Source organism: Bhargavaea ginsengi (assembly GCF_900109165.1).
Classification (GTDB): Bacteria; Bacillota; Bacilli; order Bacillales_A; family Planococcaceae; genus Bhargavaea; species Bhargavaea ginsengi.
Genome location: NZ_FNZF01000001.1, coordinates 543571 through 556832, shown reverse-complemented (window position 1 = coordinate 556832; position 13262 = coordinate 543571). Strand labels below are relative to the sequence as shown.

The 13262-nt window shown below is 55.9% G+C and carries 12 protein-coding genes; 8 read left to right on the top strand and 4 right to left on the bottom strand.

Annotated elements, in window-relative coordinates:
• Positions 1 to 86 precede the first annotated feature (86 nt).
• Positions 87 to 1169, top strand: coding sequence for a ribosome small subunit-dependent GTPase A (gene rsgA, locus BMX91_RS02650; protein ID WP_092049615.1), 1083 nt, complete (start codon positions 87 to 89; stop codon positions 1167 to 1169).
• A gap of 35 nt (positions 1170 to 1204) precedes the next feature.
• Here rsgA and BMX91_RS02645 read toward each other — a convergent pair whose 3' ends face one another.
• Positions 1205 to 2212, bottom strand: a complete 1008-nt coding sequence (locus BMX91_RS02645) for a DUF1646 family protein (RefSeq protein WP_092049613.1) — start codon at positions 2210 to 2212, stop codon at positions 1205 to 1207.
• 150 nt (positions 2213 to 2362) lie between these two features.
• Between BMX91_RS02645 and BMX91_RS02640 the strand changes: the two genes are divergently transcribed.
• From BMX91_RS02640 to rbsK, 5 genes are all read left to right on the top strand, one after another.
• A complete protein-coding gene (locus tag BMX91_RS02640; protein WP_092049610.1) occupies positions 2363 to 2908 on the top strand; it encodes a chromate transporter in 546 nt (181 codons plus the stop codon).
• Positions 2908 to 3441: a chromate transporter gene (locus BMX91_RS02635; protein ID WP_092049607.1), complete on the top strand. Its 534-nt coding sequence runs from the start codon at positions 2908 to 2910 to the stop codon at positions 3439 to 3441. The genes BMX91_RS02640 and BMX91_RS02635 overlap by 1 nt, the downstream gene beginning before the upstream one ends.
• Positions 3442 to 3477: 36 nt before the next feature.
• Entirely contained in the window at positions 3478 to 5100 is a 1623-nt protein-coding gene (locus tag BMX91_RS02630) for a gamma-glutamyltransferase family protein (protein WP_092049604.1), read from the top strand.
• 132 nt (positions 5101 to 5232) lie between these two features.
• Entirely contained in the window at positions 5233 to 5595 is a 363-nt protein-coding gene (locus tag BMX91_RS02625) for a SpoIIAA family protein (protein ID WP_177168235.1), read from the top strand.
• Positions 5596 to 5862: 267 nt separating this feature from the next.
• The gene (rbsK, locus tag BMX91_RS02620) at positions 5863 to 6741 is read left to right on the top strand and encodes a ribokinase (protein WP_092049599.1); all 879 of its coding nucleotides are present in this window, start codon (positions 5863 to 5865) and stop codon (positions 6739 to 6741) included.
• 42 nt (positions 6742 to 6783) lie between these two features.
• Here the strand turns inward: rbsK and BMX91_RS02615 are convergent, their stop codons facing one another.
• Complete coding sequence (locus BMX91_RS02615; RefSeq protein ID WP_092050745.1) at positions 6784 to 7260, bottom strand: GNAT family N-acetyltransferase; 477 nt, start codon at positions 7258 to 7260, stop codon at positions 6784 to 6786.
• 141 nt (positions 7261 to 7401) lie between these two features.
• On the opposite strand from BMX91_RS02615, the gene BMX91_RS02610 reads away from it, so the two are divergent.
• Together BMX91_RS02610 and BMX91_RS02605 are read left to right on the top strand one after the other, a co-directional pair.
• Complete coding sequence (locus BMX91_RS02610) at positions 7402 to 8322, top strand: patatin-like phospholipase family protein (RefSeq protein ID WP_092049597.1); 921 nt, start codon at positions 7402 to 7404, stop codon at positions 8320 to 8322.
• A 427-nt stretch (positions 8323 to 8749) separates the two neighbouring features.
• The gene (locus tag BMX91_RS02605; protein WP_092049594.1) at positions 8750 to 10141 is read left to right on the top strand and encodes a YfcC family protein; all 1392 of its coding nucleotides are present in this window, start codon (positions 8750 to 8752) and stop codon (positions 10139 to 10141) included.
• A 57-nt stretch (positions 10142 to 10198) separates the two neighbouring features.
• On the opposite strand, the gene ggt is transcribed toward BMX91_RS02605, so the two are convergent.
• Positions 10199 to 11941, bottom strand: a complete 1743-nt coding sequence (gene ggt / locus BMX91_RS02600) for a gamma-glutamyltransferase (protein WP_092050742.1) — start codon at positions 11939 to 11941, stop codon at positions 10199 to 10201.
• Positions 11942 to 12263: 322 nt separating this feature from the next.
• Positions 12264 to 13172, bottom strand: coding sequence for a glycerophosphodiester phosphodiesterase family protein (locus BMX91_RS02595; protein WP_177168234.1), 909 nt, complete (start codon positions 13170 to 13172; stop codon positions 12264 to 12266).
• Positions 13173 to 13262 lie beyond the last annotated feature (90 nt).

The window sequence follows — 13262 nt, the reverse complement described above, 5'->3', positions numbered from 1 at the left end:
GTGCCTGAGAACCTCCACAGCCGCCGGATTGACGGTGCTGTCGGAGGTTTTTCTTATGGTCACGGACATAACAGGAGGAAATGAATTTGAATATGACCCAATATGGTTTTAAAGATCCGTTCAGGACGCAGGCGGAGAGCCTGATGACGACACCCGAGTTTTCACGGTGTATTCCGGGGCGGGTTGTCCTTGAACACAAGCGGATGTACCGCGTGGTGACGGAGCATGGGGAGTGGCTCTCGACGGTTTCGGGCAGCTATGCTTTCCATTCTGCAGGACGGATGGACTTCCCGTCGGTCGGGGATTGGGTGCTTGTGGAACAGATGCCCGGCGAGGAGAAGGGGATCATCCATGCGCTGCTCGACCGGATTTCGGTCTTCACACGCAAGGAAGCGGGGCAGCGGGTCGAGGAACAGATTGTCGCGGCGAATGTGGACATCGTGTTTCTCGTCATGAGCCTGAACGCTGACTTTAACGCGCGCCGGCTGGAGCGGTATCTGGTTGCTGCCTGGGATTCAGGAGCGAGGCCGGTGATCGTGCTGACGAAAAAGGATCTGTGCGAGAATCCGTCCGATTATATGGATGCGCTCGGAGGCATTGCGTTCGGGGTGGACACGGTGCTTGTAAGTGCCGTAACCGGCGAAGGGCTGGACGTGGTCCGGGCTTTTCTTGGCGAAGGAGTCACGGCCGCACTTCTCGGTTCATCGGGTGCCGGCAAGTCGACCCTGACGAATGCATTGTCGGGCAAAGAAATGATGGCCGTGCAGGACATCCGGGAAGATGACGCAAAAGGGCGCCATACGACGACCCATCGCGAACTGATTCCGCTTCCCGGCGGAGCCTCCCTGATTGATACGCCTGGAATGAGGGAACTCCAGCTGATGGATCAAAGCGAGGGACTGGAATCCGGTTTTAGTGATATCGATAAATTGGCAGATTCTTGCCGGTACCGCGACTGCGGACACAAAAAAGAACCGGGCTGCGCGGTCCGGGAAGCGGTCGAAGAGGGCCGGCTGCCGGAAGAAAGGCTCACGAGCTACTTTAAGCTCCAGCGGGAAATCGCTTATATCGAACAGAAATCCGATGCCCGCGCCAGGATGGCAAGTGCTAAGCAGCGCAAGGACCTGACTAAGGCTGTTCGCCGCGCGCAAAAACAGAAGAAACGATGAAACGGATGCCCCCCGAGCCGGGGCATCCGTTTTTTTTACCAGATTCCAATGATGTAATACACCACAAGCGCCACGAGCCCGACAGGCACACCGAACCTGGCCCATTCGCCGCTTGTGATCCGGAGCTTGCCGGCGGAGATGATGTTCGGGATATTCCCGGGAATCAGCATCCCTCCGCTGATGAGGAGGCCGAGCAGGATCGCCCGGATGGCATCAAACTGCATGAGCGGGCTGATTTCGGCGGCAGCCAGCGTGGCGTTATCGAGAACTGCTGACAGCATATTCAGCCAGTAAAGCGTGCCGGGAGAGACATCGGTGAGATGTTCACGGATCAGCGGTTCAAATCCGGCACCGAGCATGGTAAGCGCCATGATGAACAAATAAACCTTGAACGATCGTGTGAAGATCGACGAAACCGGCTCTGGCGGCGGTGGGTTGCCGTCTGTCTTGTTTTCCGGCGGGTCTACCCAGACTGCCGCCAGGATTCCGAACATCAGAATGGCGGTAAGGACATCCAGGCCGATAAGGTTGAACAGAAACGAAAACTCAGCATTCAGTTTCTGCACGGTGATGGTGGAAAGTGGCTCGCCGATCGGTGTGAGTGCGGCACCGAGTCCAATCGAGTAGCATGCGAGGATGACGAGCCGGATCTCGAAGCGCCGGGCAAGCCCGAGCGTGCCGGTCACAGTAACAAGCACAAGCGCTGCTATGATGGCGGTGATGACACTTGAAATAAGCCCGAGCAGAATGACAAGCAGCGCATAAAGCAACCGGTCGGGCATGACAGTCCGGAGCCAGCGGATGCCGACGGTAAGCCGGCGGTAAAACAGACGGAAGACGATGCCGGCGACGAGAACAGTCAGCGTGATCGGCAGCGGATCGGAAAAGGCATGGCCTAGCAGTTCGCGATTCATCATTCCGCCGGTGACGGCCGCGGCAATCCCCATGACGAGAAGAAAAAGTTCCAGTTGCCGCTCGACCGGCTTCACCGCAAACGGCAGGACGAGGACAAGGAGAAGAATGATCAGGAGGCCGGTTGTCATATCGATTGCTCCTTTGCTTCAGGCTATTTGCCATCATATGAAGCGGAGCGGAAGGACATGCCCGAAGATGCAGAAACCAATCTGCTGTTCCGATTGATCTGATTTTTCGTTATACTAAATACTAGTTTCAAGAAATGAGCTGATGCTTATATGAATAAAGACTTGTTCATCGCATTTTTCCGGGCGGGTATGCTCGGTTACGGGGGCGGGCTGTCCGCCATCCCGCTTATGAAAAGGGAAGTCGTCGACAGGTACAAGTGGATGGACGACGATGAATTCTCGGACATCCTCGCCTTGGCGAACACGTTGCCGGGACCGGTTAACACGAAGCTGTCCGGCTATATCGGCTGGCGGCTGAACCGCTGGACGGGCATGCTGTCGAGCCTGGCCGCCACGGTCCTGCCGACGGCTTTCCTGATGGTCATCCTGCTGACGCTGCTGAATGCATTCAAGGACAAGCCGTGGGTACAGGGGATGGCAAGAGGGGTCATCCCGATCGCCGGTGTCATGATCGGCGTGCTTGCGATCGATTTCCTGAAAAAAGCGGGAGTCGGCCTGGGCTGGCCGCTGACCGTGATCCTGGTCGTGGCAAGCCTTGCGCTTACTGAGTTCGCGGGCGTTCATCCGGCAATCATCATCGCCGTCCTGATCCTGTCCGCCTTCATTCCTTGGCGGAAGAAGGGGGGCGCTTCTTGATGATCTACTGGCAGGTGTTCTGGGCGCACTTCACGTCCAATCTTCTCGGCTACGGCGGCGGGCCCGCAACGATCCCGCTCCTGCAGCACGAGGTGGTCGACCGGTACGGCTGGATGACCAATGGGGAATTCAGCGAAATCGTGGCGCTTGGCAACGGGCTTCCCGGTCCTATTGCGACGAAGATGGCCGCCTATATCGGCTATGATGTCGCCGGAATTCCGGGAGCTTTTATCGCACTGTTCGCAACGGTCGCGCCTTCACTGATCCTCATGATCATGCTTCTTGGAATCCTCATGCGTCATAAGGACGCGCCACAGGTCAAGCGGCTGACGAAAGTCGTCCGCCCGACGATTGCCGTGCTTCTCGGCGTAATGACGTATGATTTCTTCTTCGACTCGTTCACCGGGTCGGGCTGGGTCCACACGCTGATCCTGATTGTCGTAGCCTATGTCCTGCTCGAGGTCCGAAAAGTCAGCCCGACCTGGGTCGTTCTCGGTGCGCTGATCTATGGCGCCATCTTCCTTGGCGGCTAATCCATCAACATATTAATAAGAAGGGGGAAATGATTCATGGATTACTTGTATCATCCGTTCCGTTCACAGCGGCATACGGTATTCGCAAAAAATGGTGTGGTTGCCACAAGCCAGCCGCTTGCGGCACAGGCAGGAATTGAGATCATGCGGCGCGGAGGCAATGCGATTGATGCTGCCATCGCCACAGCCGCGGCACTGACGGTTGTCGAGCCGACAAGCAACGGCATCGGCGGAGATGCGTTCGCGCTCATATGGACGGAAGGCAAGCTGCACGGGCTGAACGCATCAGGTCCGGCGTCAATGGATGCAACCGCGGAGAAGGTCAAGGCGCTGGGACACGAGAAAATGCCGGTGTTCGGTGCCGTACCGGTCACTGTTCCAGGCGCGCCTTCCGCCTGGGCGGAAGTGTCCCGCAGGTTCGGTAAGCTGAGCCTTTCTGAGACGCTCGAACCCGCGGTGCGGCTGGCGGAGGAAGGCTACCCGCTCACGCCGATCCTCGGCAAGTACTGGGAAGTGGCCTACAACAAGTTCAAGAACCTTTCGGAAGGCAGTGAAGAAGAGCGGAAATCCTTCGAGGCATGGTTTGATACATTCGCCCCGGACGGCCGCCCGCCGAAGACCGGCGAGATGTGGCGTTCCCCAGGCCATGCTGATACACTCCGGCAGATCGGGGAGACGGATGGCCGGGCGTTCTATGAAGGCCCGCTTGCGGAACAGATAGCCGATGCGGCGCAGGCTCATGGCGGTTTCCTGAGCAAGGAAGATCTTGCGGCCTATCAGCCTGAATGGGTGGAGCCGGTTTCGGCCAACTACCGCGGCTACGACGTCTGGGAGATTCCTCCGAACGGCCAGGGCATGGTCGCGCTCATGGCGTTGAATATCCATTCGGCAACCGGCAAGCAGCTGGTTTATGGGGATGCCGAGACGCTCCACCGCCAGATCGAGGCCATGAAGCTGGCATTCACCGACGGCAAGGCGTTCATCACCCAGCCAGACGACATGCCGGTCGAAACGGCGCACCTGCTGTCACCGGAATATGCGGAAAAACGGGCTGCCGTCATCGGCGACCGGGCCATTGATCCTGAGCCGTACGAGCTTCCGAAGGGTGGCACGGTCTATCTCGCAGTGGCAGACGGGGAAGGCAACATGGTGTCCTTTATCCAATCCAACTACATGGGCTTCGGATCCGGGATTGTCGTGCCAAATACGGGCATCGCGCTCCAGAACCGCGGCGCCGACTTCTCGCTTGATCCGGAACACCCGAACTATCTGAAGCCGGGCAAGAAGACGTATCACACGATTATCCCGGGCTTCCTCACGAAGAACGGAGAAGCGGTCGGGCCGTTTGGCGTCATGGGCGGCTACATGCAGCCGCAGGGCCACTTCCAGGTTATTTCCAACACGGTCGACTTCGGGCTGAACCCGCAGGCTGCGCTTGACCAGCCGCGCTGGCAGTGGGTCGGCGGCAAAACCGTTCAGGTGGAACCGGACTTCCCGCTCCACCTTGCCCAGGCCCTCCAGCGGAAAGGCCACGACATCCGGATTGCGACTGACTCCGGCGGCTTCGGACGCGGCCAGATCATCTGGCGCAACCCGGAAACCGGCGTGCTCGAAGCAGGCACGGAATCCAGGACAGATGGTTCGATTGCTGTCTGGTAATGAAATATACAGAAAAACGTCGGCCGCCTGCCGGCGTTTTTCTGTTTTCTTCAGCTACGATTGCCGGGAATGGATTACAGGAAAGCGAGGAAGGGAAGAAAAGGGAAAACGAACGATTTGGGAGGAGATCAGTTGCTTACATTCACACCGAGCCAGGATGAACGGACCGTCGCGCTCAGGTTTGACGGCGGGCTGACGAAAGAAGACGCATTGAAGTTGAATGAGGTGATTTCAAGGAAATACGAAGAAGAGGGTTCCTTTAATATCTTCGCGGAAGTCGGCACGGTCGACCTCGCTTCCATCCCAGATGCTCTAAGGGGCGTCGAATTTGATATGAAACGCCTGATGGCTTTCAATAAAGTCGCCCTCATGAGCGAGCAGAACTGGCTCCAGTTTGCTGAAGGACTCGGCATGGGTGAAATCGCCAGGCTGAAGACGAGGCATTTTAATCCGGGCGAGTATGAAGAGGCGTGGGAGTGGCTCGGAGAGGAATAAGGCACGGCACAGCGGCTGCAGTCTATTTGCAGCCGTTTTTGTTTTGGAGCAGTTGTTTATGCGAGCAGCGGTTGATTTCGCGTCGGCAACGGACATATTCGCGCCCAATTCAGCCTGAACCGCGTCGGCATCGGATGAATTCGCGACCGCAGCAGCCCGATTCGCGACGGCACCGCACCTGATAAATCCATGACGCCCCAACCAACTGTTTCAACCGGACTTCGGGTCTGGTACGCTAATGAAAAGTGCACAAGAGAAGGTGTCTTCATGATCACAGTAGTCGGCAGTATCAATATGGATCTCGTTGTGGGGACGGAGCGGTTCCCGAAGCAGGGGGAGACAGTCCTCGGAAATCTTCATACGACAATTCCGGGCGGCAAGGGGGCCAACCAGGCAGTGGCGGCAGCGCGCCTCGGAGGTGAGGTCGCCATGATTGGCGCAGTCGGCACCGACCCGTTCGGGGATGAACTCGTCACAAATCTGGAGAATGAAGGCGTCGATGTCAGCAGGGTGAAGCGCGTGGAAGGCCCGAGCGGTATTGCGAACATCCTGCTTTCGGAAGGAGATAACCGGATCATTGTGGTGCCGGGTGCTAATCATCAATTGACGCCTGAGGACATCGATCATAGTGAAGCAGCCATAGCTGCCAGCGACCTTGTCGTCCTGCAGCTGGAGATTCCGATTCCGTCCGTTCTCCGCACACTCCAAATTGCACGCAGGAACCAGGTTCCGGTGATCCTGAATCCCGCGCCGGCAGACGGCTTCAGTCCCGAATTTCTGCAATACGAGCCAATTCTCACGCCGAACGAGAGCGAAGCGGCTATGATGTTCGGCGAGAATTGGGAACGGGCGCTTGAAGCGCATCCGAACCGGCTCATCGTAACGCTTGGCCAAAACGGAGCCCGCTATTACGACGGTGATCGGCACATCCGGGTGCCCGGCATCCGGGTAAATGCGGTAGACACGACCGGTGCCGGCGACACGTTCAACGGTGCTTTGGCAGTCGCCCTCGCGGAGAAAATGCCGCTTGAAGACGCCATTCGGTTCGCCAATGCGGCTGCATCACTGTCCGTCGAACAGTTTGGAGCCCAGGGTGGTATGCCGGGACGCGGAGAAACGGTGGAGCGTATGAAGCATCATCTATAACAGGAAAGAGGCGTCACAGAAAAAAATCTGTGATGCCTCTTTTTATAGCTCCTTTATATACCACGTATCCATCGTTCCGTGCTCGGATCCATTCAGCGGCTTGTCCAGTTTTCGGAAGCCCAGCCGTTCATATAGGCGATTGGCAACCCGGAGCTTTTCCATCGTTTCGAGGTAGCAGTACGCATAATGTTCCTTGGCAAAACCGAGTGCGGTTTCCATCAGCTGCTTTGACAGGCCCTGTCCCTGTGCTTCCGGTTTGATATACAGTTTCTGCAGCTCACATACCCCCTCATGTTCTCCAAATGGTGCAATCCCGACACCGCCCATGACATCGCCAAGTTCATCTGTAACGATCCAGTACTTTGAATTGGGCAATTCCCGGTAGTAGTCAGACAAACTGCCCAGTTGCGGATCAAAGTAGGCGGTACCTGGTATATCCAGCCCGAAAGTTTCCAGCGAGCGCTTGATAATCTGTTCGATTACAGGATTGTCAATTTCTTCGATTTCACGGATATTCATCGGTTCATCCCTCATTTTATTCGTCCTGTTTTCAATCTATCTCCTTCCTGGTCAACATGCAAGGGGTGTTCAAGCTTGGTTCTAATCCAGCCTCCACAGACTTACCCTATAAGAAAGACCTCCGGGAAAGGGGCGAGGGAGTTGAGGGTGGACGGTGTGTTCTCGGGAGGTGGGCTGAAAGGGCTCGCGCTGGTCGGGGCTTATGAGGAGCTGGAGCGGCAGGGACTTACATTCCAAAGGATTGCGGGCACGAGTGCGGGCTCGATCCTGGCGGCATTTATCGCAGCGGGCTTCACAGCGAAGGAAATTGCTGATCTGCTTGCAGAACAGGATTTCAGTGAGCTGCTGGACCGGCGGGCTTCGCTCGTGCCGACGCGTTTCATGAAGTGGCTGAACCTGTACTGGCGGATGGGATTGTATCAGGGGAAGGCACTTGAGGACTGGTTCACAGAACGGCTCCTCGAGAAACAGGTATATACATTCGGTGACCTTCCCCCGGGTAAACTGAAGCTGGTCGCTTCGGACCTCACAAACGGCAAGATGCTCGTGCTTCCGGATGATCTGGAGAAGTACGGCATCCCCGCTGAAACGTTTCCGGTCGCGCGGGCGCTGAGGATGAGTTGCGGGATTCCCTACTTTTTCGAGCCGGTCCGGCTGTTCACGTCAGGCGGGGAAGCGATTGTCGTGGATGGTGGTGTGCTGAGCAACTTTCCGATGTGGATTTTTGATGATGAAAAAGGAAAAAGGGAGCGGCCGGTGATCGGCCTGAAGCTGAGCCGGAGCCAGGAGGAGCGGCGGCCCCATGAGATCCACAATGCACTGGATCTTTTTGAAGCACTGTTCTCGACGATGAAAAATGCGCACGACGAGCGATATATCTCGAGAGAACATGCCCGTGATGTCGTTTTCATCCCGATGGATGATGTAAAGGCGACCGACTTTGACATGGATCTGGAACAGATGGAGAAACTCATGGAGAGGGGACGAGATAGAACGCGGCTGTTCCTCAAAACATGGCGGCACACATCCACACCGGGACGGGCATCTGTACGGGTGGTATAACTGACAAATCCGAGACGGACCGCAAACATCAGCGGCCCGTCTTTTATTATAGGCTCTGTTAGCGGATGGTGTTGATACTTGGCTGTTGCTTGGAGTGAAGGGCGGAGACTCCTGAGGAAAAGGAGGGCGGAGAGACCCTGCAAGTTGGTGCTGCGCAACGCTATGCGTTGCACGCAGGCGCCAACCTCCGTTTTGGCACCGGCTCTTAGCCTTCCCCGCGGGTAGCGGGCGCCGTCACGTAGAACGGCGTCTGTGCCCAAAAGCGCAAGCGTTGGGCGACATCCCGCCCGTAACGGAAAGCAACAATACTCTATAACAGAGCCTTATTATAAAATGAATATACATACTAATTTGAAATGAATGTGAAATACCTTTATACTCATAACTATTCATTTTTACTGACACCAGAGAGGGGACAAAAGGGGAAATGGAAGAGAGAAACAAGAAAAAGCGTTGGGAAATGCCTGATACATATGTCATTCTGTTCGCCGTCTTGTTGTTGGCTGTGGTTTTGACTTATATCGTACCCGCCGGGTCATTTGAACGGGAAACCGTAGAGGACGTCGAACGGGTCGTTTCGGGAACATACAGCCAGACAGAGGGAAATCCGGCAGGCTTCATGGATTTGTTCCTTGCGCTGCAGCAGGGGATGGTGGAGTCGGCGGACCTGATCTTCCTCGTATTGTTTGCGGGTGGAGCTTTTGAAATCATTGAACGGAGCGGCGCTATCCGAGGGGGGATTCTTCGCGCGGTCAATGTGACAAAGGGGAAAGAATTCTGGCTCATCGCGATTATTTCCATCCTGTTCGCGCTTGGCGGGGCAGTCGGAGCGGTTGCAAACTCGGTCATCCCGTTTGTAGCCATCGGCCTGATCATCGCACGCGCTCTGAAGCTGGATGCGCTTGTCGCTGTCGCAATCACATTCGGTGCAACGTTCGCCGGATTCAATGTCGGCTTCCTGAACCCCTATACCGTCGGGGTGGCACAGACGATCGCCGATGTTCCGCTGTTTTCCGGGATGGGTTTGAGAATCCTTGCGTTTGTTCTGATTGTCGGCGTGACGATCTGGTATACATGGAGATATGCGAAGCGCGTGCTGGAGGATCCTTCAAAAAGTATAATTGGTGTCCTGGATGACCAGAACCAGGAAGAGTCATTGGAAGCGCCTTTCACAGGCAGACATAAGCTGATTTTGTCGTTCGCAGGTATTGCCCTGGCATTCTTCGTCTTTGCAACCATCAAGATGGGCTGGAGCATTAACCACATGGCCGCATTCTTCATCTTTATCGGCCTGGTTTCAGGAATTATTGCCGGGATGAACTATAATCAGCTGACTATGGGGTTTATGGAAGGCTGCAAAAACCTTGTGTACGGCGCCCTGATCATCGGGGTGGCCAGGGCGATCCTGATCGTCATGGAGAATGCATACATACTGGACACTCTTGTCCATGCACTGTCGGTGCCGCTTGAAACGCTGCCTCCTGTCCTGGCCGCGCTCGGGATGTTCGCAGCGAACGGTGCCCTGAATTTCCTCGTGCCTTCCGGAAGCGGACAGGCCATGATCGCCATGCCGATCCTGACGCCGCTTGCCGACATGTTGGGCATCACCCGTCAGGTCGCGGTACAGGCTTTCCAGTTCGGAGACGGATTTACGAACAGTATCTTCCCAACATCCGGACCGCTCATGGCCAGCCTGGCCGTTGCAGGAGTGGCCTGGATGAAGTGGTTTAAGTGGATACTGCCGCTGTTCGGCATATGGGTGCTGATCGCCGTGATCATGCTAAGTGTCGGGGTACTCATTAATTGGGGACCAATCTGAATCGCGGGGAAGAACATAAAAGCCGGGCCGCCTCATCAGGCGGTCCGGCTTCATCTATTAGTGCTGGCCTTTCTTTTTCCCTTTCAGTTCAATCCCCGCGGCGGATCCGCTCCGGCTGGAGTCCGCAACACCGAGGAATTTACCGTTCTCGTGGTCGATCTGGATGCTCTGGACGTTTCCGATCGTGACCGGCGAAGCTCCGAAGCGGTGGCCCATGTTGTTCAGGTGAGCCCGTACATCCGCAGGCATGCCGTCTTCATAGCGGTACGAAGTGAGGCTGTTTGTATAGATGCGCGGTTCCTCGACGGCGGACTTCAGATCCATGTCGTACTCGATCGCATAAAGGATCGTCTGGAGGACCGACGTGATGATGGTCGGGCCGCCCGGCGAGCCGACAGTAAGGACCGGCTTGCCGTCTTCATAGACGATTGTCGGTGTCATTGAACTGAGCGGGCGTTTGTACGGCTGGACTTCATTGGCGCCGCCCGGAATGGCGTCAAAATCGGTGAGTTCGTTGTTCAGGACGATGCCGTAACCCGGCACCATGATGCCCGAGCCGAAAAGCTGCTCGATCGTCGTTGTATACGAGACGACATTGCCGTATTTGTCGGCAACAGTAAAGTGGGTCGTCTCACCGTACTGCGTATTTTCAGGCTGAGCGACTGCCGCGGTCGGCGTACCGCCGCTCTCATATTTCCAAGGGTCGCCTGCCACCGGATTCTGATTCACCTGATCAAGTGAGATCAGAGAACGGCGCTCCTCGATATAGCGTGGGTCCAGCAGGCCATTTACCGGCACATCCACAAACTCCGGATCGCCTGCATACACTGCCCGGTCGGCGTAGGCCAGGTGCATCGTTTCAGCAAGGAGGTGATATTTCTCCCAAGCCTTTACGTCATACTGCGAAAGGTCGAAACCGTCCAGGATGCCAAGCATCTGCAGAAGGAATACCCCGCCGGAACTTGGCGGCGGCATGCTGGCGATGTCATAGCCTTTGTATTTGCCCCAGATCGGTTCATCGATTGTTACGTCGTAGCGGACCAGGTCATCCCGTGTCATCGAGCCACCGAATTCCTGCACGGTTTCGGCGATGGCATCGGCGATCGGTCCTTCATAGAAGGCTTCCGTCCCCTTGGCGCGAATCTGTTTCAGTGTCTTGGCGAGGTCGTCCTGTACAAGCAGCTCGCCTTCATCAAGAGGCTCTCCGGTTTCATCGAAAAACACATCCCGCGCCGCGGAACGCTTCAGCTTTTCTTCATTGTTCTCAATCGCTTCCGCGAGAACCGGATCGATTGCAAATCCGTGATCGGCCAGTTTGATCGCCGGGCCTATCAGTGATTCCAACGGACGGGAGCCCCACCGGTCGAGCGCTTCCTCAAGACCCTTAAGCGTGCCCGGCACACCGACGGATGTTCCGTGCATCACCCGTTCGGAAAACGGGACCGGGTTACCGTTTTCGTCAAGGAACATATCCGGTGTCGCGCCCCCAGGGGCACGTTCACGGCTGTTCACAATCGTCGTATCGCCGGTCGCCCCGTCATGGACCATCATGAATCCGCCGCCCCCGATGCCGGACATCATCGGCTCCGTGACGTTCAGAGCAAACTGGATGGCCACTGCGGCGTCAATCGCGTTGCCGCCCTTTTTCAGGACGTCCCGGCCGATCTCGGTCGCCAGCGGGTGGGCGGTCGCCACCATCCCGCCGTTCGCTTCCGCAACTTCCGGAAAGCTGTCATAGTCGATTTCCCCCTGCGGCTTTGCGCTTGCCGTCACCGGGAAGCTCCCGGCGATCAGCGTCATCCCCAGCACAAATGCCGGCCACTTCTTCTTTAACACAAACAAACCCCTCCCCCTAAATATGATCGTTCTCATCCACTATAAAAAAGGGAGGAGGGGCCTGCAATTGGTTATCAGAAAATTGAATCATCCGTCATGCGGTTAATAGATCTTGCTGTAGCTTTCGGCCCTGTCGGCAAGGGGACAAGGCACTAGGGAATAACTAAAAGAATGGTAAGAGAAAAAAATGGCTATCTTTACAATTTGGAACACGCTCTTAACTTCGGCTAAACATATGAAAGGTAGGATAGTCGTTGCAGCGCATCTAGAAGACTTTATACATACGCTATTCAGAGGAACTGATGCGGCCGGCAACATCCGGCCGGTCGGTGAAGACCCCATCGGCTCCCATACGGATCAGCCTGAGGATATCCTGTTCCTCATTTACCGTGAAGACGTGGACATCAAGTTCCCAGCCCTCCACCTTCTCGATAAATCCGGCATGCGCGGAAGCGGCCGGGATGCCGATTCCCGAAGCATAGCTCTGAAGATACTTCAGGTCTTCGGTTGAGAGGTCTGCATTCTCCTTGAACGAATAAAGTTGAATCAGCGGGATTTCCGGACGCATCTTGTGAAGGCGGACCAGGGATTTTTCGCTGAAGGACTGCAAAATGACGGGTGGCAGATCATGCTGTCCGGATTTTTCTGTGATGCCGTAGCGTTCGAGTTCCCCGATTACGGCTTCTTCCATCCCGCCGCCTTCCGGAGGAGCCTTGAGTTCAATGTAGTAATTGACAGCAGTTCCGAACCGGATGAGTACATCCCGGAGTTCCGGAATGGAGAGCTGTTCATAAGATGTCTGTGCAAGTTCGGGATTTTCTTCATTAAATGCGGGACCGGGAGACAAGTTCCTCAGTTCGTCCATCGTCTTGTCACTTACTTGACCGCGGGTTCCGCCAATACGTTCCAGGTCGTTGTCATGGATGACCGCCAGACGGCCGTCTTTAGTCATCCGGAGATCAAGTTCGATATAATCGGCGCCCATCTCGACGGCCAGAGCGTACGCCGGAAGAGTGTGTTCGGGCAGGTAGGCGGAAGCTCCCCGGTGGGCGATGGTAAGGAAGCGGTCCTCAGGAAGAGCAGCAGGTTTTTCCTGCTGCGCGTAACCTGCTGCGGGTATCCGTTCTTCCTCCGGAGAGCAGGAAGCCGCCGCAAGAAGGCACATCCATAAGAGGTATAGCAGGGGTCTTTTCATGAGACGTTCCGCCTTTCCTGGTTTCATTTCAATGTAACCGACCATAAACACAAAATCCATCCTGAAAAACAATTGTTTTTCCATTTATGT